This is a genomic window from Streptomyces sp. NPDC057249 (assembly GCF_042669245.1).
GTDB lineage: Bacteria > Actinomycetota > Actinomycetes > Streptomycetales > Streptomycetaceae > Streptomyces.
The window spans coordinates 297,872-323,470 of the sequence record NZ_JBHUXS010000006.1 but is presented as its reverse complement, the minus strand read 5'-3'; the positions used below and the strand labels follow the sequence as shown (position 1 = coordinate 323,470).

General features: G+C 71.5%; 22 protein-coding genes. 19 read left to right on the top strand and 3 right to left on the bottom strand.

The features are described from left to right. The first annotated feature begins 7 nt into the window (after positions 1–7). The 13 genes from ACFUJY_RS14285 (at position 8) to ACFUJY_RS14225 (ending at position 14,215) form a co-directional block, all read left to right on the top strand. A complete protein-coding gene (locus tag ACFUJY_RS14285) occupies positions 8–1,726 on the top strand; it encodes a UDP-N-acetylmuramoyl-L-alanyl-D-glutamate--2,6-diaminopimelate ligase (protein ID WP_383298527.1) in 1,719 nt (572 codons plus the stop codon). Between the two features lie 4 nt (positions 1,727–1,730). After that, the gene (gene murF, locus ACFUJY_RS14280) at positions 1,731–3,137 is read left to right on the top strand and encodes a UDP-N-acetylmuramoyl-tripeptide--D-alanyl-D-alanine ligase (protein WP_383298525.1); all 1,407 of its coding nucleotides are present in this window, start codon (positions 1,731–1,733) and stop codon (positions 3,135–3,137) included. Next, positions 3,134–4,204, top strand: coding sequence for a phospho-N-acetylmuramoyl-pentapeptide-transferase (gene mraY / locus ACFUJY_RS14275; RefSeq protein WP_383298523.1), 1,071 nt, complete (start codon positions 3,134–3,136; stop codon positions 4,202–4,204). The genes murF and mraY overlap by 4 nt, the downstream gene beginning before the upstream one ends. Next, positions 4,201–5,628 (top strand): UDP-N-acetylmuramoyl-L-alanine--D-glutamate ligase, encoded by a 1,428-nt coding sequence (murD, locus tag ACFUJY_RS14270; protein ID WP_383298649.1) that lies wholly within the window; start codon positions 4,201–4,203, stop codon positions 5,626–5,628. Before mraY ends, murD begins: the two co-directional genes overlap by 4 nt. 49 nt (positions 5,629–5,677) lie before the next feature. Further along, on the top strand, positions 5,678–7,012 hold the full coding sequence (gene ftsW / locus ACFUJY_RS14265) for a putative lipid II flippase FtsW (RefSeq protein WP_383298521.1): 1,335 nt from the start codon (positions 5,678–5,680) through the stop codon (positions 7,010–7,012). Between the two features lie 6 nt (positions 7,013–7,018). Beyond that, positions 7,019–8,113, top strand: a complete 1,095-nt coding sequence (murG, locus tag ACFUJY_RS14260; protein WP_018104454.1) for an undecaprenyldiphospho-muramoylpentapeptide beta-N-acetylglucosaminyltransferase — start codon at positions 7,019–7,021, stop codon at positions 8,111–8,113. Positions 8,114–8,164: 51 nt separating this feature from the next. Continuing rightward, positions 8,165–8,956, top strand: a complete 792-nt coding sequence (locus tag ACFUJY_RS14255) for a cell division protein FtsQ/DivIB (protein ID WP_383298519.1) — start codon at positions 8,165–8,167, stop codon at positions 8,954–8,956. A 276-nt stretch (positions 8,957–9,232) separates the two neighbouring features. Further along, positions 9,233–10,456, top strand: coding sequence for a cell division protein FtsZ (gene ftsZ, locus ACFUJY_RS14250; RefSeq protein ID WP_328899754.1), 1,224 nt, complete (start codon positions 9,233–9,235; stop codon positions 10,454–10,456). Next, positions 10,453–11,211 (top strand): peptidoglycan editing factor PgeF, encoded by a 759-nt coding sequence (pgeF, locus tag ACFUJY_RS14245; RefSeq protein WP_383298517.1) that lies wholly within the window; start codon positions 10,453–10,455, stop codon positions 11,209–11,211. The genes ftsZ and pgeF overlap by 4 nt, the downstream gene beginning before the upstream one ends. A gap of 6 nt (positions 11,212–11,217) precedes the next feature. After that, positions 11,218–11,937: a YggS family pyridoxal phosphate-dependent enzyme gene (locus ACFUJY_RS14240; RefSeq protein ID WP_383298515.1), complete on the top strand. Its 720-nt coding sequence runs from the start codon at positions 11,218–11,220 to the stop codon at positions 11,935–11,937. A 126-nt stretch (positions 11,938–12,063) separates the two neighbouring features. Beyond that, positions 12,064–12,681 carry a cell division protein SepF gene (locus ACFUJY_RS14235; RefSeq protein WP_018104459.1) on the top strand — a complete coding sequence of 206 codons (618 nt, stop codon included), beginning with the start codon at positions 12,064–12,066 and terminating at the stop codon, positions 12,679–12,681. 72 nt (positions 12,682–12,753) lie between these two features. Continuing rightward, complete coding sequence (locus tag ACFUJY_RS14230) at positions 12,754–13,038, top strand: YggT family protein (protein ID WP_093709231.1); 285 nt, start codon at positions 12,754–12,756, stop codon at positions 13,036–13,038. Positions 13,039–13,087: 49 nt separating this feature from the next. Further along, on the top strand, positions 13,088–14,215 hold the full coding sequence (locus ACFUJY_RS14225) for a DivIVA domain-containing protein (protein ID WP_383298513.1): 1,128 nt from the start codon (positions 13,088–13,090) through the stop codon (positions 14,213–14,215). A 226-nt stretch (positions 14,216–14,441) separates the two neighbouring features. On the opposite strand, the gene ileS is transcribed toward ACFUJY_RS14225, so the two are convergent. Continuing rightward, entirely contained in the window at positions 14,442–17,585 is a 3,144-nt protein-coding gene (gene ileS / locus ACFUJY_RS14220) for an isoleucine--tRNA ligase (RefSeq protein WP_383298511.1), read from the bottom strand. A gap of 575 nt (positions 17,586–18,160) precedes the next feature. Between ileS and ACFUJY_RS14215 the strand changes: the two genes are divergently transcribed. From ACFUJY_RS14215 to ACFUJY_RS14195, 5 genes are all read left to right on the top strand, one after another. Then, positions 18,161–18,802 (top strand): TraR/DksA family transcriptional regulator, encoded by a 642-nt coding sequence (locus tag ACFUJY_RS14215; RefSeq protein WP_383298509.1) that lies wholly within the window; start codon positions 18,161–18,163, stop codon positions 18,800–18,802. 57 nt (positions 18,803–18,859) lie between these two features. Next, entirely contained in the window at positions 18,860–19,513 is a 654-nt protein-coding gene (lspA, locus tag ACFUJY_RS14210; protein ID WP_383298508.1) for a signal peptidase II, read from the top strand. Positions 19,514–19,580: 67 nt separating this feature from the next. Then, on the top strand, positions 19,581–20,522 hold the full coding sequence (locus tag ACFUJY_RS14205; RefSeq protein ID WP_383298506.1) for an RluA family pseudouridine synthase: 942 nt from the start codon (positions 19,581–19,583) through the stop codon (positions 20,520–20,522). Continuing rightward, positions 20,519–20,995 (top strand): GNAT family N-acetyltransferase, encoded by a 477-nt coding sequence (locus ACFUJY_RS14200; protein WP_383298505.1) that lies wholly within the window; start codon positions 20,519–20,521, stop codon positions 20,993–20,995. Before ACFUJY_RS14205 ends, ACFUJY_RS14200 begins: the two co-directional genes overlap by 4 nt. 107 nt (positions 20,996–21,102) lie before the next feature. Continuing rightward, positions 21,103–22,689 (top strand): Na+/H+ antiporter, encoded by a 1,587-nt coding sequence (locus tag ACFUJY_RS14195; protein WP_383298503.1) that lies wholly within the window; start codon positions 21,103–21,105, stop codon positions 22,687–22,689. Between the two features lie 24 nt (positions 22,690–22,713). Here ACFUJY_RS14195 and ACFUJY_RS14190 read toward each other — a convergent pair whose 3' ends face one another. Beyond that, the gene (locus ACFUJY_RS14190) at positions 22,714–23,841 is read right to left on the bottom strand and encodes a mechanosensitive ion channel family protein (protein ID WP_383298501.1); all 1,128 of its coding nucleotides are present in this window, start codon (positions 23,839–23,841) and stop codon (positions 22,714–22,716) included. Between the two features lie 37 nt (positions 23,842–23,878). Between ACFUJY_RS14190 and ACFUJY_RS14185 the strand changes: the two genes are divergently transcribed. After that, positions 23,879–24,457, top strand: coding sequence for a dienelactone hydrolase family protein (locus ACFUJY_RS14185; protein WP_383298499.1), 579 nt, complete (start codon positions 23,879–23,881; stop codon positions 24,455–24,457). A 55-nt stretch (positions 24,458–24,512) separates the two neighbouring features. On the opposite strand, the gene ACFUJY_RS14180 is transcribed toward ACFUJY_RS14185, so the two are convergent. Then, positions 24,513–25,478 carry a zinc metalloprotease gene (locus tag ACFUJY_RS14180; protein ID WP_383298497.1) on the bottom strand — a complete coding sequence of 322 codons (966 nt, stop codon included), beginning with the start codon at positions 25,476–25,478 and terminating at the stop codon, positions 24,513–24,515. Positions 25,479–25,599 lie beyond the last annotated feature (121 nt).

Sequence of the window (25,599 nt, the reverse complement as noted above, 5' to 3'; positions counted from 1 at the left end):
ACCACCAGTGACAACCATCACCCCCGACCCCGGGAACCGGAACGAGAACGTCCGGTCACCGGGCCCCTCACTTCGCGAGAGGCCGGGTGAGCCCGGTACGCTCACCGCCGTGCCCCACGCCGAACAGCCCCGAACGACCCAGAAGGACGCGCCTGTGAACTACCCGGGAGCGCCTCGCCCGGACCGCCTGCGGCCCACCTCCCTGGTCACGCTGGCAGAGCGACTGGGAGTCGAACCGCCGGGCACCGGCGACATCACCGGCATCACCCACGACTCCCGGGCCGTGCGCCCCGGCGACCTGTACGCGGCCCTGCCGGGCGCCCGCCTGCACGGCGCCGACTTCGCCACCCAGGCGGCCGGCCTCGGCGCCGCGGCCATCCTCACCGACCCCTCCGGCGCCGACCGCGCCCGGGCCACCGGGGTGCCGGTCCTGGTCACCGAGGACCCGCGCGGCCGGATGGGCGAGCTCGCCGCCGAGATCTACGGCCACCCCGGCACCGGCCTCCTCCAGGTCGGCATCACCGGCACCTCCGGCAAGACCACCACCGCCTACCTCGTCGAGGGCGGCTTCCGCGGCGCCGGACGCACCTCCGGGCTCATCGGCACGGTGGAGATGCGGATCGGTGACGAGCGCATCAAGTCCGAGCGCACCACCCCCGAAGCCACCGATCTCCAGGCCCTGTTCGCCGTCATGCGCGAACGCGGCGCCGACGCCGTCACGATGGAGGTCTCCAGCCACGCGCTGGTCCTGGGCCGGGTCGACGGCTGCGTCTTCGACGTCGCCGTCTTCAACAACCTCAGCCCGGAGCACATGGAGTTCCACTCCGGCATGGAGGACTACTTCCAGGCCAAAGCCCAGCTGTTCACCCCGCGCCGCAGCAGGCAGGGCGTCGTCAACTACGACGACGAGTACGGCCGCAGGCTCGTCACCGAGGCGACGGTGCCGATCACGACCTTCTCCGCCGAGGGCCACCCGGACGCCGACTGGCGCGCCGAGGACGTCGTCGTCGGCCGGCTCGGCTCCCACTTCACCGTCGTCGGGCCCAAGGGCGAGCGGGTCACCGCCAAGGCCCCGCTGCCCGGCCCGTTCAACGTCGCCAACACCCTGGCCGCGATCGTCGCCCTCGCCACCGCCGGCATCGACCCGCAGACCGCGGCGGACGGCATCGCGACCGTGCCCGGGGTGCCCGGCCGGCTGGAGCGCGTCGAGGCCGGACAGCCCTACCTGGCGCTGGTCGACTACGCGCACAAGACCGACGCCGTCGAGTCCGTGCTGCGGTCCCTGCGCAAGGTCACCAAGGGCCGGCTGCACATCGTCCTCGGCTGCGGCGGCGACCGCGACACCACCAAACGCGGCCCGATGGGCGCGGCGGCCGCCCGGCTCGCCGACACCGCCGTGCTGACCTCCGACAACCCCCGGTCCGAGGACCCCCTCGGCATCCTCGCCGCCATGCTCGCGGGCGCCGCCGAGGTGCCCGTCCACGAGCGCGGCGACGTCCTGGTCGACGCCGACCGCGCCGCGGCCGTCGCCGCCGCGGTGGCCCGGGCCGAGCCCGGCGACACCGTGCTCGTCGCCGGCAAGGGCCACGAGCAGGGCCAGGACGTCCACGGCGTGGTCCGCCCCTTCGACGACCGGGTCGTCCTGCGCGAGGCCATCGAGCGCTCCCTGGGGCACGAAGGCGCCGGAGCCCGTGCCTCCCACCACGAGAACAACAGTCAGGGATGACCAAGTGATCGCCCTTTCCCTCGCCGAGATCGCCGAAATCGTCGGCGGGCAGACGCACGACATACCGGATCCGTCGGCAACCGTCAGCGGGCCCGTCGTCATCGACTCCCGCAAGGTGACCCCCGGCAGCCTCTTCGTCGCCTTCGCCGGCGAACGGGCCGACGGCCACGACTACGCCGAGCGCGCCGTCGAGGCGGGCGCGGCCCTCGTCCTGGCCACCCGCCCCGTCGGCGTGCCCGCGATCGTCGTGGACGACGTCGTGGCCGCCCTCGGCGCGCTCTCCCGCGCCGTCGTCGGCCGCCTCGGCGCCACCGTCGTCGCCCTCACCGGCTCCGCGGGCAAGACCTCCACCAAGGACCTCATCGCGCAACTCCTGGAGCGCAAGGGGCCCACCGTCTACCCGGAGGGCAACCTCAACAACGAGATCGGCCTGCCGCTCACCGCGTTGCGCGCCACCGACGAGACCCGGCACCTGGTCCTCGAAATGGGCGCCCGCTACATCGGGGACATCCGCTACCTCACCGGACTCGTCCCGCCGCGCATCGGCCTGGTGCTGAACGTCGGCAGCGCGCACATCGGCGAGTTCGGGGGCAAGGAGCAGATCGCCCAGGCCAAGGGCGAGATGGTCGAGTCGCTGCCCGAGGACGGCATCGCCGTGCTCAACGCCGACGACCCCCTCGTACGCGCCATGTCCTCCCGTACCAAGGCGCGCGTCGTCCTCTTCGGCGAGGGCGCGGATGCGGACGTACGGGGCGAAGACGTGCACCTCACCGACGACGGACGCCCCGCGTTCCGCCTCCACACACCCACCGGGTGCAGCGAGGTGACCATGCGCCTGTACGGTGAGCACCACGTGTCGAACGCGCTCGCCGCGGCCGCCGTCGCCCATGAGCTGGGCCTGTCCGCAGACGAGATCGCCGAAGGGCTCTCCGAGGCGGGCACCCTCTCCCGCTGGCGCATGGAGGTCACCGAGCGTCCGGACGGCGTGACGTTCGTCAATGACGCCTACAACGCCAACCCCGAATCCATGAAGGCCGCGCTCCGCGCGCTGGCCGCCATGGGGAAGGGGCGTCGTACGTGGGCGGTGCTCGGCCTGATGGCCGAGCTCGGCGACGCCTCGCTCGCCGAGCACGACGCGGTCGGACGGCTCGCCGTCCGGCTCAACGTCAGCAAGCTCGTCGCGGTCGGGGGCAGAGAAGCCTCCTGGCTGCAACTGGGCGCATACAACGAGGGTTCGTGGGGTGAGGAGTCGGTGCACGTGTCCGACGCACAGGCTGCCGTCGACCTGTTGCGCAGGGAACTGCGCCCGGGAGACGTGGTGCTGGTGAAGGCGTCCCGGTCGGTCGGCCTTGAGCAGGTCGTCACAGCGCTGCTGGAGAACGCGACCGAGGGCGAGGTCGCGGGCCGATGAGGCAGATCCTCTTCGCGGGAGCCATCGGGCTCTTCCTGACCCTGGTCGGCACGCCGCTGCTGATCAAGCTCCTGGCCCGCAAGGGATACGGGCAGTTCATCCGCGACGACGGCCCGCGTACCCACGGGTCCAAGAAGGGCACGCCCACGATGGGCGGCATCGCCTTCATCCTGGCGACGCTCATCGCGTACTTCCTGGCGAAGGTGATCACCGGCGAGGAGATGCGCTTCTCCGGTGTGCTGGTCCTCTTCCTGATGACCGGCATGGGACTCGTCGGCTTCCTGGACGACTACATCAAGATCGTCAAGCAGCGCTCGCTCGGCCTGCGGGCCAAGGCGAAGATGGCCGGCCAGCTGATAGTCGGGATCGCCTTCGCGGTGCTCTCGCTCCAGTTCGCCGACGCCCGCGGCAACACCCCGGCCTCCGACAAGCTCTCGTTCGTCGAGGACTTCGGCTGGTCGATCGGCCCGGTGCTCTTCGTCGTCTGGGCGCTGTTCATGATCCTCGCCATGTCCAACGGCGTGAACCTGACGGACGGTCTGGACGGCCTGGCCACCGGCGCGTCGGTGATGGTCTTCGGCGCGTACACCTTCATCGGGCTCTGGCAGTTCCAGGAGTCCTGCGCCAACGCCGGCACCCTCACGAACCCGAGCGCCTGTTTCGAAGTGCGCGACCCCCTCGACCTCGCGGTCGTGGCCTCCGCGCTGATGGGCTCCTGCTTCGGCTTCCTGTGGTGGAACACCTCGCCGGCCAAGATCTTCATGGGGGACACCGGCTCGCTCGCCCTCGGCGGCGCGCTCGCCGGCCTCGCGATCTGCTCCCGCACCGAATTCCTGATGGCGATCCTCGGCGGCCTCTTCGTGATGATCACGATGTCCGTCGTCATCCAGGTCGGCTCGTTCAAGATGACCGGCAAGCGCGTCTTCCGCATGGCCCCGCTCCAGCACCACTTCGAACTCAAGGGGTGGTCCGAAGTCCTTGTCGTGGTCCGCTTCTGGATCATCCAGGGCATGTGCGTGATCGTCGGACTCGGCCTCTTCTACGCAGGGTGGGCAGCCAAGAAGTGAGCAACGTGGACTGGCAGGGCAAGCACGTCACGGTCGCCGGGCTGGGGGTCTCCGGAATCCCTGCGGCCCGGGTGCTGCACGGCCTCGGCGCCGTCGTCACCGTGGTCAACGACGGCGACGACGAGCGCTCCCGCGCCCAGGCCGCCGAACTGGAGGCGCAGGGCATCACCGTGCGCCTCGGCGACGGCGACACCCTGCCCCCGTCCACCGAACTCGTCGTCACCGCCCCCGGCTGGAAGCCCGGCAAGCCGCTGTTCGCCGCGGCCGCCGAGGCGGGCGTCCCGGTCTGGGGCGACGTCGAACTCGCCTGGCGGCTGCGCGGCCGGGACGGCCGCGAGCCGGCCCCCTGGCTCGCGGTCACCGGCACCAACGGCAAGACCACGACCGTACGGATGCTCGCCTCCATCCTGGAGGCCGCCGGGCTGCGCACCGCCGCCGTCGGCAACATCGGCGTCTCCCTGCTGGACGCCGTCCTCGGCGAGGAGACGTACGACGTGCTCGCCGTCGAGCTCTCCAGCTACCAGCTGCACTGGGCGCCCTCGCTGCGCGCCCACTCCGCCGCCGTGCTCAACCTGGCCCCAGACCACCTGGACTGGCACGGCTCCATGGCGGCGTACGCGGCCGACAAGGGCCGGATCTACGAGGGCAACCGCGTCGCCTGCGTGTACAACGCGGCCGACCCGGCCACCGAGGAGCTGGTGCGCGAGGCCGACGTCGAGGAGGGCTGCCGCGCCATCGGCTTCACCCTCGGTACGCCGGGCCCCTCGCAGCTCGGCGTCGTCGACGGCATCCTGGTGGACCGCGCCTTCGTGCAGAACCGCCAGAAGCAGGCCCAGGAGCTGGCCGAGGTCGCGGACGTGAATCCGCCGGCCCCGCACAACATCGCCAACGCCCTGGCCGCCGCCGCCCTGGCCCGCGCCTACGGCGTCGAGCCCGCCGCCGTCCGCGACGGGCTGCGGAACTTCCGCCCCGACCCGCACCGCATCGAGCACGTCGCGGACGTGGCCGGGGTCGCGTACGTGGACGACTCCAAGGCCACCAACACGCACGCCGCCGAAGCCTCGCTCGCCGCCTACGACTCCATCGTCTGGATCGCCGGCGGCCTGGCCAAGGGCGCCACCTTCGACGAGCTGGTGACCGGCTGCGCCAAGCGGCTGCGGGGCGTCGTGCTCATGGGCGCGGACCGGGCCCTGATCCGCGAAGCCCTCGCGCGACACGCCCCCGAAGTACCCGTGGTCGACCTCGACCGGACCGACACTGGGGCGATGTCCGAGGCGGTCCGCGAAGCCGCACGGCTCGCCCGGCCGGGAGACACCGTACTGATGGCCCCGGCCTGCGCCTCCATGGACATGTTCGTCAACTACAACAAGCGGGGCGAGGCCTTCGCGGACGCCGTCCGCACACGCGCCGCCGAGAGCGTCTGACGGGCCCGGCCGCCGCGCCCCGGGCACGAGCAGTGGAGGGGACAGGGACATGCCGGCCGAAGAGAGCGTGCGGGTACGGCCCGCTGACAAGGCCCGGCGGCCCGCGTCGGTGCGGGTCCGGAGCACCGGCAGCCCCCGCAGCCCGCGCGGCGGCGGAGCCCGCCGGCTGTACGAGCGGGCACGACGGGCCTGGGACCGCCCGCTGACGGCGTACTACGTGATCCTGGGCGCCGGACTGCTGATCACCGTGCTCGGCCTGGTGATGGTCTACTCCGCCTCGATGATCAAGGCGCTGGAGCTCGGCAAGCCGGGCACCTACTTCTTCCGCAAGCAGTTCCTGGCCGCCGTGATCGGGGCCGGGCTGATGGCGGCCGCCGCCCGGATGCCGGTGAAGCTGCACCGCGCGCTGTCCTACCCGCTGCTGATGGGCGCCGTCTTCCTGATGGTCCTGGTCCAGGTGCCGGGGATAGGGATGTCGGTCAACGGCAACCGCAACTGGCTCTACCTGGGCGGGCCCTTCCAGCTCCAGCCCAGCGAGTTCGGCAAGCTGGCGCTCGTGCTGTGGGGGGCCGACCTGCTCGCCCGCAAACAGGACAAGCGGCTGCTGACCCAGTGGAAGCACATGCTGGTGCCGCTGGTGCCGGTCGCCTTCATGCTGCTCGGGCTCATCATGCTCGGCGGCGACATGGGCACTGCGATCATTCTCACGGCCATCCTGTTCGGCCTGCTCTGGCTGGCCGGGGCGCCCACCCGGCTGTTCGCCGGAGTGCTCGCCACCGCGGGGCTCATCGGCTTCCTGCTGATCAAGACCAGCCCCAACCGCATGTCCAGGCTGGACTGCATGGGGGCCAGCGAGCCCGGACCCGGTGGCTCCTGCTGGCAGGCCGTGCACGGCATCTATGCTCTGGCGTCAGGCGGATGGTTCGGTTCCGGCCTCGGCGCGAGTGTGGAAAAATGGGGCCAACTTCCCGAACCGCACACCGACTTCATCTTCGCCATCCTCGGGGAGGAACTGGGGCTGGCGGGGACGCTGTCGGTGCTCGCCCTCTTCGCGGCTCTAGGCTATGCGGGTATCCGCGTGGCCGGACGCACGGAGGACCCCTTCGTGAGGTACGCAGCGGGAGGTGTGACCACCTGGGTCACGGCGCAGGCCGTGATCAACATCGGTGCGGTGCTCGGCCTGCTGCCGATCGCCGGTGTCCCGCTCCCGCTGTTCTCCTACGGGGGATCGGCCCTGCTGCCGACCATGTTCGCCGTCGGGCTGCTGATCGCGTTCGCGCGGGACGAGCCCGCCGCGAAGGCGGCCCTGGCCGTGCGGAGGCCCGGGGTGAGATGGAAGACGATGAGACGGCGCGTCAAGAAGCGTCCGTCCGGAGAGCGGTGAAATTCGGTGCATGTCGTACTCGCCGGTGGGGGGACCGCCGGCCACATCGAGCCCGCGCTTGCCCTCGCGGACGCCCTGCGCAGGCAGGACCCGAGCGTGGGGATCACCGCTCTCGGCACGGAGCGCGGACTCGAGACCAGACTCGTACCCGAGCGGGGGTACGAACTGGCGCTGATCCCGGCCGTACCGCTGCCGCGCAAGCCCACTCCCGAACTCATCACCGTCCCGGGCCGGCTGCGCGGCACCATCAAGGCCGCCGAGCAGATCCTGGAACGCACCCGGGCCGACTGCGTGGTCGGCTTCGGCGGGTACGTGGCCCTGCCGGGCTATCTCGCCGCCAAGCGCGCCGGCGTCCCGATCGTGGTCCACGAGGCCAACGCCCGCCCCGGCCTGGCCAACAAGATCGGCTCGCGCTACGCGCACGGCGTGGCCGTCTCCACGCCCGACAGCAAGCTGCGCGGTGCCCGCTACATCGGCATCCCGCTCCGCCGCACCATCGCCACCCTCGACCGGGCGCGCGTCCGGCCCGAGGCGCGCGCGGCGTTCGGCCTCGACCCCAACCTGCCGACGCTGCTGGTCTCCGGCGGCTCGCAGGGCGCCCGCCACCTCAACGAGGTGGTGCAGCGCGTCGCTCCGCTGCTCCAGCGCTCCGGCATCCAGATCCTGCACGTGGTCGGGCCGAAGAACGAATTGCCGCGCGTGGACAACATGCCCGGGATGCCCCCCTATATCCCGGTACCGTACGTGGACCGGATGGATCTCGCGTACGCCGCGGCCGACATGATGCTCTGCCGCGCGGGCGCGATGACCGTCGCCGAACTCTCCGCCGTCGGACTGCCCGCCGCCTACGTCCCGTTGCCCATCGGCAACGGCGAACAGCGGCTCAACGCCCAGCCGGTGGTCAACGCCGGCGGCGGGCTGCTGGTGGACGACGCCGCGCTCACCCCCGAGTGGGTGCAGGGCAACGTCCTCCCGGTGCTGTCCGATCCGCACCGGTTGTATGAGATGTCCCGGGCCGCCGCGGAGTTCGGCCGCCGGGACGCCGACGATCTGCTGGTCGGCATGGTGTACGAGGCGATTGCCGCACGCCGTAACGCGTGAGGCGGACGGGTCCGGGGGCGATGGCTCCCGGACCCGGCATAAGGAGCGAGCGTGGCCGGACCGACGACCGCCCAGCGCGGTGCAGGGAAGCAGGAGGACGCCCCGGACCGGCAGCCGCGTTCACGCCCCGAGGGGCGCCGCGTCTCCCGCCGGCTGCTGCTCCTGATCGCCGGAGCCGTGCTGCTGCTCGGCTCCGGCGTCGTCTGGGCGCTGTACGGCTCCTCCTGGCTGCGGGTCGAACAGGTCAGGATCACCGGTGTGCGGGTGCTGACGCCGGCCGAGGTGGAGCGCGCCGCGGCGGTGCCGATGGGCGCCCCGCTCGTCTCCGTGGACACCGGTGCCATCGAGAAGAGGTTGCGCCAGAAGTTGCCTCGTGTCGACGAGGTGGATGTCGTTCGGTCATGGCCGCACGGCATCGGACTTAAGGTGACCGAGCGAAAGCCGGTCCTGTTGGTGAAAAAGGGCACGAAGTTCATCGAAGTGGACGACGAGGGCGTGCACTTCGCGACGGTGGAGAGGCCTCCCGGGCACGTACCCCTGCTGGAGGTGGCGACCGGCCGTTCCGCGAGCCTGCGCCGCTTCGGCAGTGACCGGCTGGTGCGGGAAGCGGTCCGGGTCGCCGGTGACCTCCCGGACGGCGTCGCGGAGGACACCCGGGTCGTCCGGGTCGATTCGTACGACGCCATCTCCCTGGAACTCAGCGGGGATCGCACGGTGATGTGGGGAAGTGGTGGAGCGGGTGCGGTGAAGGCGAAAGTCCTCACCGCTCTCATGAAGGCCGCACCCAAAGCGGGACACTTCGACGTGAGTGCCCCCACCGCGCCCGCGGTGTCGGGTGGTTGACGCACATTTGGCCTGGCCAGCACCCTGGTTGGTCAGCGCTACGGGTGATCACATAGGGTGAAAAGAAAAACGGGAGGTTCGGCGTGTTCGTTGAACGTGCGCCACTTGTCGACTTAGTGTCCTGTTCGGAAGAGTCCATGAAGCAGACACACTGGTAACCCTAAACTTGAACGTTAGGGTTTGGGTCGGCGTTCGGACCGTCCCAATCGGCATCCGTCGTCGCGGCGGGATCACCGCGAAGCGACGACACGTAACTCGAGGCGAGAGGCCTTCGACGTGGCAGCACCGCAGAACTACCTCGCAGTCATCAAGGTCATCGGTGTCGGCGGCGGTGGTGTCAATGCCATCAACCGAATGATCGAGGTCGGTCTCAAGGGCGTCGAGTTCATCGCGATCAACACGGATGCGCAAGCCCTGTTGATGAGCGACGCCGACGTCAAGCTCGACGTCGGCCGCGAACTCACCCGCGGCCTCGGCGCCGGGGCGAACCCGGCCGTCGGTCGTAAGGCGGCAGAGGACCACCGTGAGGAGATCGAGGAGGTCCTCAAGGGGGCCGACATGGTCTTCGTCACCGCAGGCGAAGGCGGCGGCACCGGCACCGGTGGCGCACCCGTCGTCGCCAACATCGCGCGCTCGCTCGGCGCCCTGACGATCGGTGTGGTCACCCGCCCGTTCACCTTCGAGGGCCGGCGCCGCGCCAACCAGGCGGAGGACGGCATCGCCGAGCTCCGCGAAGAGGTCGACACCCTCATCGTCATCCCCAACGACCGGCTGCTGTCCATCTCGGACCGCCAGGTCAGCGTGCTCGACGCGTTCAAGTCGGCCGACCAGGTCCTGCTCTCGGGTGTCCAGGGCATCACCGACCTCATCACCACCCCGGGCCTGATCAACCTGGACTTCGCCGACGTCAAGTCGGTCATGTCCGAGGCCGGTTCCGCGCTCATGGGCATCGGCTCCGCCCGCGGCGACGACCGCGCGGTGGCCGCGGCGGAGATGGCGATCTCCTCGCCGCTCCTGGAGGCGTCCATCGACGGCGCCCGCGGTGTCCTGCTCTCCATCTCCGGCGGCAGCGACCTCGGTCTCTTCGAGATCAACGAGGCCGCCCAACTGGTGAGCGAGGCGGCCCACCCCGAGGCCAACATCATCTTCGGCGCGGTCATCGACGACGCCCTCGGCGACGAGGTGCGGGTCACCGTCATCGCGGCGGGCTTCGACGGCGGACAGCCGCCGGCCCGGCGGGAGAACGTCCTCGGCGCGAACAGCGCCAAGCGCGAGGAGCCGGCCCCGACGCCGGTCCGGTCCGCGCCCGAGCCGGTGCGCCAGTCCGGCGGGCTCGGTTCGGTGCCGCCGCGCGAGGAGCCGCCGGTGCAGGCCGAGCCGGTTCCGGTGTCGGGTGAGACCCACCTCCCGCCGGTCGTCTCGCCCCCGCACGTCCCGCCGGCCCGTCCCTACTCGGACTCCCAGGCCGAAGAGCTGGACGTACCGGACTTCTTGAAGTGATAGGTCCGCATGACGCAGTGAGCCCGACGGTCTCTGTCTTTTCGCGGGGCGGCGCTCACTTCTCCTTCACCGACAGGTGGGGCGGAGTGAGCGCCGCCCCGTACGCGGAGCTCAACCTCGGCGGCGCGGTCGGCGACGACCCCGCCGCCGTCCTCGCCAACCGCGAGCGGGCCGCGCGTGCCCGGGGGCTCGATCCGGCGCTGGTCGTCTGGATGAACCAGGTCCACGGCCGGGACGTGGCCGTGGTCGACGGACCCTGGGGCGAAGCGGCGGAGATCCCCGCCGTCGACGCGGTGGTCACCGCGCGGCGCGGGCTCGCGCTCGCCGTGCTGACCGCCGACTGCACGCCCGTCCTGCTCGCCGACCCGGAGGCCGGCGTCGTCGCGGCGGCGCACGCCGGGCGGCCCGGGCTGGTCGCCGGGGTGGTTCCGGCCGCGGTCGAGGCCATGGTCCGGCTGGGCGCGGAGGTCTCCCGGATCATCGCGCGGACCGGGCCGGCCGTCTGCGGGCGCTGCTACGAGGTGCCGGCCGCGATGCGGGACGAGGTCGCCGCGCGTGTGCCCGGCTCCCGGTCCGAGACCAGCTGGGGCACCCCGGCGGTGGACGTCACGGGCGGGGTGCACGCCCAGCTGGCGGAGCTCGGCGTCACCGACCGGCAGGCGTCGCCTTTCTGCACTCTGGAATCGGGCGACCACTTCTCGTACCGACGCGACCGCACCACCGGGCGGCTCGCCGGATATGTCTGGCTGGACTGATAGGGCATGACGGAACGCAAGGAACAACTCGCCGCGAATCTGGCGCGGGTGGAGGAACGGATCGCTTCGGCCTGCGTCGCGGCCGGACGCGCGCGGGAGGAGGTGACCCTGCTCGTGGTCACCAAGACCTACCCCGCGAGCGATGTGCGGATTCTGCACGGACTCGGTGTGCGTCAGGTCGCGGAGAACCGCGACCAGGACGCCGCCCCCAAGGCCGCCGAGTGTGCGGATCTGTCCCTCTCCTGGCACTTTGTCGGTCAGTTGCAGACCAACAAGGTCCGTTCCGTGGCCGGTTATGCCGATGTCGTGCAGTCTGTGGACCGTACGAAGCTGGTGACCGCCCTCTCGACGGCGGCCGAGCGCCGCGAGCGCGCACTCGGCTGCCTCATCCAGGTCGCCCTCGACGCGGAGAGCGGCGAGCGGGGGGCCCGCGGGGGTGTCGCCCCTGACGGGATCGCGGAGTTGGCGGACGCGGTGGCCGCCGCGCCCGGGCTCCGGCTGGACGGGCTGATGACCGTCGCGCCGCTCTCCGGCCCCTTCGCCGGGCGGCAACGGGCCGCGTTCGACCGGCTGATGGAATTCTCATCCCGGCTGCGCGGGAACCATCCGGCTGCGAACATGGTCTCTGCGGGGATGAGTGCGGACCTCGAGGACGCGATCGCGGCCGGAGCGACACATGTACGCGTCGGTACTGCGGTACTCGGAGTCCGCCCCGGGCTCGGGTAACGTCGCCAAGCAAGTCGGACCACAGCAGAAAATATGGTCATTACCGCCCAGGGCGGGGAGGGCCGGAGTGGATCGCGGGCACTTGGTGACAGATGCCGATCCACCACAGAGCGGAGGACTCAGAGCATGGCCGGCGCGATGCGCAAGATGGCGGTCTACCTCGGCCTCGTGGAGGACGATGGGTACGACGGCCCGGGGTTCGACCCCGACGACGAATTCGAACCCGAGCCGGAGCCCGAGCGCGACCGGCGCCGGCACCAGCCCGCGCATCAGGTGGAGCGGGACCGCGAGCGCGACGAACCGGTACGCGCGGTCCAGCCGCCGGCGCAGCGGGAGCCGGTCCAGATCCCGGCGGAGCGCGAGCGACCCGCCCGGATCGCACCCGTGGCATCCATCACACCTGAACGTCCGAACATGGAGAAGAACGCACCGGTGATCATGCCCAAGGTCGTGTCCGAGCGCGAGCCCTACCGGATCACGACGCTGCACCCCAGGACGTACAACGAGGCCCGTACCATCGGGGAACACTTCCGTGAGGGCACTCCGGTGATCATGAATCTCACGGAGATGGACGATACGGACGCAAAGCGACTTGTCGACTTTGCCGCGGGACTCGTCTTCGGTCTCCATGGCAGCATTGAGCGAGTGACACAGAAGGTGTTCCTGTTGTCGCCTGCTAACGTCGATGTCACGGCGGAGGACAAGGCCCGCATCGCAGAGGGCGGATTCTTCAACCAGAGCTGAGAACACGACACCGGGAACAACCCGGCCGAGAGGCCGGTGCTACGAGAGCCAGGGGAGAGGGAAGCGCGAGAGATGGGCGTCGCACAAAGTGTTGTCTACATCGCGTTGATGTGTTTCCTCATCGTGCTGATCTTCCGGCTCGTCATGGACTACGTCTTCCAGTTCGCACGTTCATGGCAGCCGGGCAAGCCGATGGTGGTCGTCCTGGAGACGACCTACACGGTCACCGATCCACCGCTCAAGCTCCTGCGGCGGTTCATCCCGCCGCTGCGTCTCGGGGGCGTGGCACTCGACCTGTCCTTCTTCGTTCTGATGATCATCGTTTCCATCCTGATCAGCATCGTGATCAGGCTGTGAGCGATACGGTCTTGCCGACTGCCGACGACTACGTAGAGGTGAAGAAGAGATGCCGCTGACTCCCGAGGATGTGCGGAACAAGCAGTTCACGACAGTCCGCCTCCGAGAGGGCTACGACGAGGACGAGGTCGATGCCTTCCTCGACGAGGTCGAGTCGGAGCTGACCCGCCTGCTCCGTGAGAACGAGGACCTGCGCGCCAAGCTGGCCGCCGCCACGCGTGCCGCCGCGCAGAACCAGCAGCAGGGCATGCGCAAGCCGCCGGAGCAGCAGGAGCGGCCGGGTGCCCCGGTGCCCGCCGCCATATCGGGCCCGCCGGTCCAGCAGCAGCCCCCGCAGATGGGTCCCCCCCAGCTGCCCGGTGGTGCTCCGCAGCTGCCCGCCGGTCCCAGCGGTCACGGCCCCCAGGGCCCGCACGGCCCCGGTCCGCAGGGCCCGCACGGCCCCGGCCCGATGCAGGGCGGTCCCATGGGCGGCCCGATGGGCGGCCCCATGGGCGGTCACAACCCGCAGCAGCAGATGCAGCAGATGCAGCCCCCGCCGCAGATGCAGCAGCAGGGCCCCGGCGGCGACAGTGCCGCCCGTGTCCTGTCCCTGGCCCAGCAGACCGCCGACCAGGCGATCGCGGAGGCCCGTTCCGAGGCCAACAAGATCGTCGGCGAGGCGCGCAGCCGCGCCGAGGGCCTGGAGCGGGACGCCCGCGCCAAGGCGGACGCGCTGGAGCGGGACGCGCAGGAGAAGCACCGCGTGGCGATGGGCTCGCTGGAGTCGGCCCGCGCGACGCTGGAGCGCAAGGTCGAGGACCTGCGGGGCTTCGAGCGCGAGTACCGGACCCGTCTGAAGTCCTACCTGGAGAGCCAGCTGCGTCAGCTGGAGACCCAGGCCGACGACTCGCTGGCTCCGCCGCGCACCCCGGCCGCCGCGTCGCTGCCGCCGTCGCCCTCGCTGGCTCCGGCCGGTGCGGGTGCCATGGGGCACACGATGGGCGGCAACCACGGCGGTCAGCCGATGGGCGGCGGAAACCCGTCCATGGGCGGTGGCCCGTCGTACGGCGGTCAGCAGCAGATGTCGCCGGCGATGACGCAGCCGATGGCGCCGGTGCGGCCGCAGGCGCCGCAGCCGATGCAGCAGGCCCCGTCGCCGATGCGCGGGTTCCTGATCGACGAGGACGACAACTGAGCGGGGCGCGCTCGTTGAGCGCGTAGCCGTCGGCAGGCTGAGGGCCGGGCCCCGGGGTTTCCCCGGGGCCCGGCCCTTTTGCGTGCGCGGCCCGCCGCGGCGCCGTTGCGGGGGCGCTGCCCCCGTACCCCCGCTCCTCAATCGCCGGAGGGGCTTGATTCTGCCGCGCCGCTACCGGCAAAGGGCCCGGCCGAAACGGTCTCCGGCCGGGTCCCTCGGCTTACGGCTACGCCTTGCGGAGGCGGAACACCAGGCCCAGGCCCTCGTCCTCGAACGGGGCGCCGTACGCGCCGTCCGCCTCGCCCTCCGCGTAGTCCAGCGCCAGCACCTCGTCCGCGATCAGCGTCGCGTGCTCGGTCAGGGCCTCCGCCGTGGCCGGGGACGTGGCGGTCCAGCGGACGGCGATGCGGTCGGCCACGTCCAGGCCGCTGTTCTTGCGGGCCTCCTGGATCAGGCGGATCGCGTCACGGGCCAGGCCCGCCCGCCGCAGCTCCGGGGTGATCTCCAGGTCCAGGGCCACCGTCGCGCCCGAGTCGGAGGCGACCGACCAGCCCTCGCGCGGGGTCTCCGTGATGATCACCTCGTCCGGCGCGAGGGTGACCGTCTCACCGTCCACCTCCACCGACGCCGTGCCCTCGCGCAGGGCCAGCGACAGCGCCGCCGCGTCCGCGTTCGCGACCGCCTTGGCCACCGCCTGGACGCCCTTGCCGAAGCGCTTGCCGAGCGCCCGGAAGTTCGCCTTGGCCGTGGTGTCGACCAGCGAGCCGCCCACCTCGGAGAGCGAGGCGAGCGAGGAGACGTTCAGCTCCTCCGTGATCTGGGCGCGCAGCTCCGCGGACAGGGCCTCGAAGCCCGAGGCCGCGACCAGCGCCCGGGACAGCGGCTGGCGGGTCTTGACGCCCGACTCCGCACGCGTGGCCCGGCCCAGCTCCACCAGCCGCCGCACCAGCGCCATCTGCGCCGAGAGCGCGGGGTCGACCGCCGCCGGGTCCGTCTTCGGCCAGGAGGACAGGTGCACCGACTCCGGCGCGTCCGGGGTGACCGGCACGACCAGGTCCTGCCAGACCCGCTCGGTGATGAACGGGGTCAGCGGGGCCATCAGCCGCGTGACGGTCTCCACCACCTCGTGCAGCGTGCGCAGCGCCGCCTTGTCGCCCTGCCAGAAGCGGCGCCGGGAGCGCCGCACGTACCAGTTGGACAGGTCGTCCACGAACGCGGACAGCAGCTTGCCGGCGCGCTGCGTGTCGTAGCCCTCCAGCGCCTGCGTGACCTGGTCCACCAGCGTGTTCAGCTCGCCGAGCAGCCAGCGGTCCAGGACCGTGCGGTCGGCGGGCGCCGGGTCCGCGGCCGAGGGCGCCCAGTCCGACGTACGGGCGTACAGGGCCTGGAAGGCCACCGTGTTCCAGTAGGTGAGGAGCGTCTTGCGGACGACCTCCTGGATCGTGCCGTGGCCCACGCGCCGGGCCGCCCAGGGGGAGCCGCCCGCCGCCATGAACCAGCGCACCGCGTCCGCGCCGTGCTGGTCCATGAGCGGGATCGGCTGGAGGATGTTGCCCAGGTGCTTGGACATCTTCCGGCCGTCCTCGGCCAGGATGTGGCCCAGGCAGACCACGTTCTCGTAGGACGACTTGTCGAAGACGAGCGTGCCGACCGCCATCAGCGTGTAGAACCAGCCGCGCGTCTGGTCGATGGCCTCCGAGATGAACTGCGCGGGGTAGCGGCTCTCGAAGACCTCCTTGTTCTTGTACGGGTAGCCCCACTGCGCGAACGGCATCGAGCCCGAGTCGTACCAGGCGTCGATGACCTCCGGGACGCGGCGCGCCTCCAGGCCGCAGCCCTCGTGCGTACAGGCGAAGGTGACGTCGTCGATGAACGGGCGGTGCGGGTCCAGGCCCGAGAGGTCCGTGCCGGCCAGCTCGCCCAGCTCGGCGCGGGAGCCGACGCAGGTGAGGTGGCCCTCCTCGCAGCGCCAGATCGGCAGCGGGGTGCCCCAGTAGCGGTTGCGGGACAGCGCCCAGTCGACGTTGTTGGTCAGCCAGTCGCCGAAGCGGCCGTGCTTGACGGAGTCCGGGAACCAGTTGGTCTTCTCGTTCTCCTGGAGCAGCCGCTCCTTGACCGCCGTGGTGCGGATGTACCAGGACGGCTGCGCGTAGTAGAGCAGCGCGGTGTGGCAGCGCCAGCAGTGCGGGTAGCTGTGCTCGTACGGGACGTGGCGGAAGAGCAGGCCGCGGTCCTTGAGGTCCTCGGTCAGCGCCTCGTCGGCCTTCTTGAAGAAGACCCCGCCGACCAGCGGCAGGTCCTCCTCGAAGGTGCCGTCGGGGCGGACCGGGTTGACCACCGGCAGGCCGTACGCCTTGCAGACCAGGAGGTCGTCGGCGCCGAAGGCGGGGGACTGGTGGACCAGACCCGTACCGTCCTCGGTCGTCACGTACTCGGCGTTGACGACGTAGTGCGCCTCGGCCGGGAAGTCGACCAGGGCGAACGGGCGCTCGTACGTCCAGCGCTCCATCTCGCGGCCGGTGAACGACTGGCCGGTGAGCTCCCAGCCCTCGCCGAGCGCCTTCTCGACCAGCGGCCGGGCGACGACGAGCTTCTCCTCGCCGTTCGTCGCGACGACGTAGCTGACGTCCGGGTGCGCGGCGACGGCGGTGTTCGAGACCAGGGTCCACGGGGTCGTCGTCCAGACCAGCAGCGCCGCCTCGCCGGCCAGCGGGCCGGAGGTGAGCGGGAAACGCACGAAGACCGAGGGGTCGACGACCGTCTCGTAGCCCTGCGCCAGCTCGTGGTCGGACAGGCCGGTGCCGCAGCGCGGGCACCAGGGGGCGACGCGGTGGTCCTGGACCAGCAGGCCCTTGTTGAAGATCTCCTTCAGCGACCACCACACGGACTCGACGTACTCGGGGTCCATCGTGCGGTACGCGTCGTCCAGGTCGACCCAGTAGCCCATGCGGGTCGTCAGCTCGGCGAAGGCGTCGGTGTGCCGGGTCACGGACTCGCGGCACTTGGCGTTGAACTCGGCGATGCCGTACGCCTCGATGTCCTTCTTGCCGTTGAAGCCCAGCTCCTTCTCGACCGCCAGCTCGACCGGCAGGCCGTGGCAGTCCCAGCCGGCCTTGCGGCCCACGTGGTAGCCCTGCATGGTCCGGAAGCGGGGGAAGACGTCCTTGAAGACGCGGGCCTCGATGTGGTGGGCGCCGGGCATGCCGTTGGCGGTCGGCGGGCCCTCGTAGAACACCCACTCGGGGCGGCCCTCGGACTGGTCGAGGCTCTTGGTGAAGACCTTGTTCTCGCGCCAGAAGTCGAGCACGGCGTGCTCGAGGGCGGGCAGGTCGACCTGGGCGGGTACCTGGCGGTACTGCGGCGATGTCATGTGCGGGCTTCCTCCGGCGGACGTCTTCCACTTCCGTCGGAGGGACGAGAACCGAGCCGGTCCCCGCGGTACCACCCTCCTTGGCCCCGGGCGTGCGCCCCGGACCCCCTCATTGGGGTGCGATGCCGGTTCTACTGGCCTTCGGGCCCGTGGGAGGTCCCCACTGACCCGGGCTTTCTTCCGGCGGCTCCGGGTTGATCTTCACGACGCGCTCGCCCCCGGGCTCCCACCGTCCCCGGGTCGCTGCCGGCTGCGTACGACGCTACTCGTCCCATCCACGCCTTTCGCTGGGGCCAGTGTACGGGCCGCGGGCCACCGCGGCCGACCGGTTTGCGGAGGGGCCGGGCGTGACCCGAATGGCCACACGGGGCGCATCCGGCCGGCGCGCGGCCCGGCGCACGGCGGAAAGCCGGATTACCCGCCGGGGAGCTGGGCACAACGGATGCAGGCGCGCAGTGATCCGGACACGGGGAGGGGCGATGCGGCGGCGTGCCCCGTTGCCGCGGGCCGGGGGTCGACTTATCGTCCCAGCACGACTCGCGAGCAAGATCACAGTGTGTGAAGGGGCCGCGGCCATGGTGGAGAAGAAGGCGCCCGGCGAGAAGACCTCCGCCAAGAAGGCGGCGGCCCGGAAGACCGCGTCGAAGAAGACCACGCCGAAGAAGACCGGGGCCACCGCGGCCTCGGCGACCACGGGGGCGGCCGAGGCCGCCGAGCAGACGGGAGCCCACACGGTGGTAGCCAAGAAGAGCGCGGCCGGTACCCGCACCGCGGGCGAGGACACGGCACCCGTGCCGCCCGCCCGGGTCGCCACGGCGCCGGGAGACCTGGCCGTACGGCCGGGCGAGGACCCGTGGACCCCGGAGGAGGTCACCGCCGCGCGGGACGGGCTGACCGACGAGGCCACCCGGCTCCGCAACGAGCTGGAGGCGTCCGGTCTGGCGCTGGCCGGGCTGATGCGCGACTCCGGCGACGGGGCGGGCGACGACGAGGCCGACACCGGCACCAAGAACATCACCCGCGAGCACGAGATGCAGCTCGCCGCCAACGCACAGGAGATGCTGGACCAGACCGAGCGTGCCCTGGCCCGTCTCGACGCCGGCACGTACGGGCTGTGCGAGGTCTGCGGCAAGCCGATCGGCAAGGCGCGGATGCAGGCGTTCCCCCGGGCCACGCTGTGCGTCGAGGACAAACAGAAGCAGGAGCGACGAGGCTGATCCGCACGGGCGTGCCGTACCCTCGTCCTCAGTCGGGAACTAGGTTGAGGGACTCACGTGGCAGAGGCGGAGCGCATCATCGGTACGCCGGACATCACCGGAGCTGAGGGAAGCGGAGAGACCGGGCCGGACGGCTCGGCCGCTTCCCCGGACCCGGCTGCGCCGGACGCCCAGGAGGCCGGGGCCACCGCGACGGACGCGGACGTCGACCGTTCCCCGGCCACCCGCCGGCGGCGGGTCGTCCTGCTGTTCTGCGTCGCCGTCGTCGCCTACCTGCTCGACCTCGGCAGCAAGATGCTCGTCGTGGCGAAGCTGGAGCACCAGGAGCCGGTCGAGCTCATCGGCGACTGGCTCAAGCTGGACGCCCTGCGCAACTCGGGCGCCGCCTTCGGGTTCGGCGAGGCGTTCACGATCATCTTCACGTTCATCGCGGCGACCGTCATCGTGGTGATCGCGCGGCTGGCGCGCAAGCTGTACAGCCTGCCGTGGGCCATCGCGCTCGGCCTGCTGCTCGGCGGGGCCCTCGGGAACCTCACCGACCGCATCTTCCGTGCGCCGGGCGTCTTCCAGGGCGCGGTGGTGGACTTCATCGCCCCGGCCCACTTCGCCGTCTTCAACCTGGCCGACTCCGCGATCGTCTGCGGCGGCATCCTCATCGTGTTCCTCTCCTTCAAGGGCCTGGACCCCGACGGCACCGTGCACAAGGACTGAGGGAACGCGGACCGAGGGAACGCGGACCGAGGGACGGGGACCGGCGGGGGCAAGGCATACTCGACTGGTGAGTACGCAACCCGAGGTCCGCACCCTGCCCGTCCCCGATGGCCTGGAGGGCGAGCGCGTCGACGCCGCCATCTCCCGGATGTTCGGCTTCTCCCGCACCAAGGCCGCCGACCTGGCCGCCGCCGGCAAGGTGCAGGTGGACGGCTCGGTGGTCGGGAAGTCCGAGCGGGTGCACGGCGGTGCCTGGCTCGAAGTGGAGATGCCGCAGGCGCCCGCGCCCGTGCAGATCGTCGCCGAGCCCGTCGAGGGCATGGAGATCGTCCACGACGACGACGACATCGTGGTGATCGTCAAGCCCGTCGGCGTGGCCGCCCACCCCAGCCCCGGCTGGACCGGCACCACCGTCATCGGCGGCCTCGCCGCGGCCGGGTACCGGATCTCGACGTCCGGCGCCGCCGAGCGCCAGGGCATCGTGCACCGGCTCGACGTCGGCACCTCCGGGCTGATGGTCGTCGCCAAGTCCGAGCGCGCCTACACCCTGTTGAAGGCCCAGTTCCGCGACCGGGTCGTGGAGAAGAAGTACAACGCGCTGGTCCAGGGCCACCCGGACCCGATGAGCGGCACCATCGACGCCCCCATCGGCCGCCACCCGAACCACGACTACAAGTGGGCGGTCGTCGCCGACGGCAAGCCCTCGGTGACGCACTACGACCTCATCGAGGCGTACCGGGCCGCCAGCCTGCTCGACATCAAGCTGGAGACCGGGCGCACCCACCAGATCCGGGTGCACATGTCCGCCCACCGCCACCCCTGCGTCGGCGACCTCACCTACGGCGCCGACCCCACCATGGCCAAGCGCCTCGGCCTGACCCGGCAGTGGCTGCACGCGGTGAAGCTGGGCTTCGAGCACCCCGCCGACGGGAGCTGGGTCGAGTTCACCAGCACCTACCCGGACGACCTCCAGCAGGCGCTGGACCGCATCGCGGCGGAGAGCCAGTGACGGCCGCGCCCCTCGCGTACGCCACCCGGACCGTCACCGACGAGCGGGACCGCGCCGCGTGCTTCCAGCTGCGCAAGGAGGTCTTCGTCGGTGAGCAGAACGTGCCCGAGGAGATCGAGTACGACGTCTACGACGCGGACGCGCTGCACGTCATAGCCGTCGCCGCCGACGGCACCGCCCTCGGGACCGGCCGCCTGCTGCACGGCGCCGCCGCCACGGCGCACACCGGCGGGGACCTCACCGTCGGCTCCCTGGGCCGGCTCGCGGTGAGCCGGGAGGCCCGCGGTCTCGGCGTCGGCGCCGCCCTCGTGCGGGCCATCGAGGACGCCGCCCGCGACAACGGCCTCGCCGCCGTCGACCTGCACGCCCAGACGCACGCCCTGCGCTTTTACGAGCGCCTCGGCTACGAGCCGTACGGCCCCGAGTTCATGGACGCGGGCATCCGGCACCGCGCGATGCGCCGGACGATCTGACGCCCCGCCGCACCCCCTGACCCCGGCGGCCGGGGGGTGCATGGCAGGGTGAGGGGAATCGGACGGGCGTGGACCGGGCCCGGCCGGAGCGCTCCGGAAGGCACCCCGTGGACCAGATGTCACTGCTGCTCCTGCTGCTGCTCGGGGCCGTGGTCACGGTTCCGCTGGGGGACCGGCTGAAGCTTCCGGCGCCGGTGCTGATGACGCTCTTCGGCGTCGTCCTGGCCTTCCTCAGCTTCGTGCCGAACGTGGACATCCCGCCGGAGATCATCCTCCCCGCGCTGCTGCCGCCGCTGCTCTACGCCTCGGTGCAGCGCACCTCCTGGCGGCAGTTCGCCGCGAACAAGCGGCCCATCTTCCTGCTGGCCGTCGCCCTGGTCTTCCTCACGACGGCCGCCGTGGCCGCGGTCGCCGACGCGATCGTGCCGGGGCTGCCGCTCGCCGCCGCCGTCGCGCTCGGCGCGCTCGTCGCCCCGCCCGACCCGGTCGCCGCCACGGCCGTCGCGGGCTCGGTCGGGCTGCCCCGGCGGCTCGTCTCCATCCTGGAGGGCGAGGGGCTGTTCAACGACGTCACCGCGATCGTGCTGTACCACGTGGCCATCGCGGCGGCCGTCAGCGGGACCTTCTCGTGGCCGGAGGCGTTCGGGCTGCTCGTGCTGTCCGCGGTGGTCGCCGTCGTGGTGGGCGTCGCGCTCGGCTGGCTCACGATCAAGCTCATGGGGCTGCTCGGCGACGCCACCCTCCAGGTGGGCCTGACTCTGCTGGTGCCGTTCGTCAGCTACGTGCTCGCCGAGGAGCTGATGGGCTCCGGTGTGCTCGCCGTCCTGATGACCGCGATGTTCCTCGCGGAGCACACCGCGGACGCCGATGACGTCCTCGGCCGGCTCACCGGACGCACCTTCTGGGACATCGTCGACACCCTCGTCACCGGGATCGCCTTCGGGCTCATCGGCCTCGAACTGCACAACGTGTTCGGCACGGCCGACGGGCGCCTGCTGAAGACGGCCGGCTGGGGTCTCGTGGTCGTCGCGGTCGTCGTCGGCGTACGGCTGCTGTACCTGCTGCCGGCCACCTGGCTCGCCAAGCGGCTGCACACCCGGCGGGACGTCAGCGAGGAGATCCCCACCAGCTGGCGGGAGACCGTGATCATGTGGTGGGCCGGGATGCGCGGGGTGGCCTCCGTCGCGCTGGCCCTCGCGATCCCGCTGGAGACGGACGACGGCAAGCCGTTCCCCGGCCGCGACGAGATCGTCTTCATCGCGTTCTCCGTGATCATGGTGACCCTGGTCTTCCAGGGGCTGACGCTGCCCTGGCTGGTGCGGCGGCTCGGGGTGCGCGCGGACACGGACGCCGAGGCGGCCCTGGAGAAGGAGCTCGCGGTCCGGGCGGCCAAGGCGGCCAGGCAGCGGCTCAAGGAGATCGAGGAGACCGAGGACTTCCCCGAGGAGGTCACCGAGCGGCTGCACCGGCTCGCCTACGACGTGGGGGCGCGGATCAGCCCGGAGATGGTGGACGACGAACGGCGCGACGCCTACGCCAGGCGCGCCGAGCGGTTCCAGGCGGTCAGCCGGATTCAGCGCGAGATGATGTCGGCCGCCCGCCACGCCGTCCTCGCCGCGCGCAGCGAGCCGGGCTCCGACCCGGAGGTCGTGGACCGGGTCCTGCGGCAGCTGGACGTACGCAGCCTGCGCTGAGGGCCTGTTCCGGGGACCGGTCGGTCAGCCCCGGCCGGTCCGCGGGGTCCTGTTCCAGCTGCTCGCGGACTTCTCGTCCTTGCCGTTCACCGACGGCCACGCGTCGCCGGGCGGGAGCGCCGCGGGGGCCGTCGCGACGCGCGGCAGGGCGTACGGGTGGTGGTCGCGCAGCCAGCCGATCAGCTGCTCGCGGACCGCGCAGCGCGCCGTCCAGATGTCGTCCGCGTCCTTCGCCGTGACCACCGCGCGCACCTGGATCGTCGTCGGGGTGGTGTCCGTGACGGCCAGGGACCAGTTCCGGCCGTCCCAGGCGGCGCACTCGCCGAGGATGTCCCGCAGCTTGTCGCGCATCGCCTCGATCGGCGCCGAGTGGTCGAGGTGGAAGAAGACCGAGCCGGTCATCTGCGCCCCGCCCCGCGACCAGTTCTCGAACGGCTTGCCCGTGAAGTACGAGACCGGCATCGTGATCCGCCGCTCGTCCCAGGTACGCACCGCGAGGAAGGTCAGCGTGATCTCCTCGATCGTGCCCCACTCGCCGTCCACCACCACGGTGTCGCCGATGCGGACCATGTCGCCGAACGCGATCTGGAGGCCCGCGAAGAGGTTGCCCAGCGTGGACTGGGCGGCGACACCGGCGACGATGCCGACGAGGCCGGCCGACGCCAGCATCGAGGTGCCCACCGCCTGCATCTCGGGGAACGTCAGCAGCATCGCCGCGACGGCCAGGATCGTCACGACCGCGATGACCACGCGCTGGATCAGCGTCACCTGCGTCCGCACCCGGCGCACCCGCGCCGGGTCCCGGTTGTGGGCCGCCGCGTAGCGCGCGTACACCGAGTCCACGACCGCGATGGCGACCCGCACCACCAGCCAGGCCGACGCGCCGATCAGCACCAGCGTCAGCAGCCGGCCGATGCCCACCCGGTGGTCCTGGACCGGGCCGAGACCGGTCCGGGCGTACGTACCGCGCAGCAGCGCCGCGCACATGACCAGCTGGAACGGTATGCGGCAGCGCCGCAGCAGGCCCCACAGCGGGGTGTCGTGGCGCCGGGCGTCGGCGCGCCTCAGCAGGAAGTCGAAGAACCAGCCCGCCGCCAGGGTGATCACCACCGAGCCGCCGAGGACGATCAGCGGCCGCAGAACACTCTCCATGCTGTCGCTCTCCATCCCTTCGAACGCAACTGGCACCATGGGCGTCATGAACATCATGCTTTTCCACTCGATGTACGGTCTGCGCCCCGCCGTGCACGCCGCAGCCGAACGGCTGCGCGCCGCAGGGCACGAGGTGCGCGTGCCCGATCTGTTCGAGGGGCACACCTTCGATTCGGTGGAGGAAGCGGAGGCGTTCCGGGAGGAGACCGGCAAGGAGGAGCTGCTGAAACGGGCCGTGCTCGCCGCCGCGCCCTACTCCGACCAGGGCCTCGTGTACGCCGGTTTCTCGCTCGGCGCCTCGGTCGCCCAGACGCTGGCGCTCGGCGACGAGAAGGCGCGCGGGCTGCTCCTCCTCCACGGCACCTCGGACATCGCCGAGAACGCCTCGGTCGACGAGCTGCCCGTGCAGCTGCACGTCGCCGACCCCGACCCGTACGAGACGGCCGACTGGCTGAACTCCTGGTACCTGGACATGCGGCGGACCGGGGCGGACGTCGAGGTCTACCGCTACCCGGGCGCCGGGCACCTCTTCACCGACCCGGAGCTGACGGACTTCGACCGGGACGCGGCGGAGCTGGCCTGGAAGGTCGCGATCGGGTTCCTCGCCACGCTGTGACGGCCGAAGGGCTCCGCGCGGGTCGCGCGGAGCCCTTCGGGAGACGCCGGGGCGGTCAGCCGCGGTAGGCGGCCCAGCTGTCGCTCATCCGCTGCACCTGGCCCGGGGTGAACTGGGTCATGCAGGCGTCGTACGTGTAGTCCATGAAGTTGTGGACCGGGTCGATGCCGGACTGCCTGGCGCAGGAGTCGCGGCCGGTCGGGCACTCGTACGCGGGGCTCTTCTCGGCCGGCGTGTCGTTCACGTAGTCGCCCTTGCCGTTACAGCCGCCCTGGAAGGTGTGGTAGAGCCCCATCCAGTGGCCGACCTCGTGCGTCGCGGTGTCGCCCTCGTCGTAGTGCGTCGCGGGGCCGCCCGGCAGCGAGGCGTCGAGGATGACGACGCCGTCCATGGAGGGGTTGGAGGCGTAGGAGCTGGGGAACGTCGCCCAGCCGAGCAGCCCGCCGCCGAGGTTGGCGGTGTAGATGTTGAGCGCGTTCTTGCCGCCCTTGCGCAGGGCCGTCTTCATCGCCTTCTCGGCCGACGAGCCGGAGGAGAGGTTGTACCAGGAGGCGTTGTCCGTGTAGTCGGTGCCGGCCAACGAGAACTGGAAGCCGGTGGCGTTGTTGCCGGTGCCCTGGCCGCTGTACGCGGCGTTCAGCACGTTCAGCTGGCTGCTGATGTCGCCCGAGGTGAGCTTGCCGGTGGCACCGGAGTGGATGACGTGGAAGTAGACGGGGATGGTCGCGCCGGCGGCGAGCGAGGGGCCGGTGAGGCGGCGCTCGGCGAGTCTCTGTCTCATCTGCTTGTCGATGGCCGCCGCCTGGGCGCTGGTGAGTTCGTTGGGGTCGGCCGCGTGCTGGGCGCCGCTGGGCCGTGACTCGCGGGCTGCGGCGGAGGCGGCCGGGGCGTCCGCGCAGGCGTCGGCGGACCTGGCCGCCGTGGCGCCGTCGGACGCGGCGGCGGCGCCGGAGGGAATGGTGAGGGGCGCCAGGGCCAGGGTTCCGGCCAGGGCGGCGATGCCGATCGCGCGGTGGCGCATACGCGGTGATATACGGGCAAGAGTGCGCACGGGGGCTCCTCGCGGACGTGGGAAGGGGAGGGGTTTCCTCACCTGTCGCCGGGAGATTACGTGCGCATGTCATGTCGGGGCAGGAGTGATC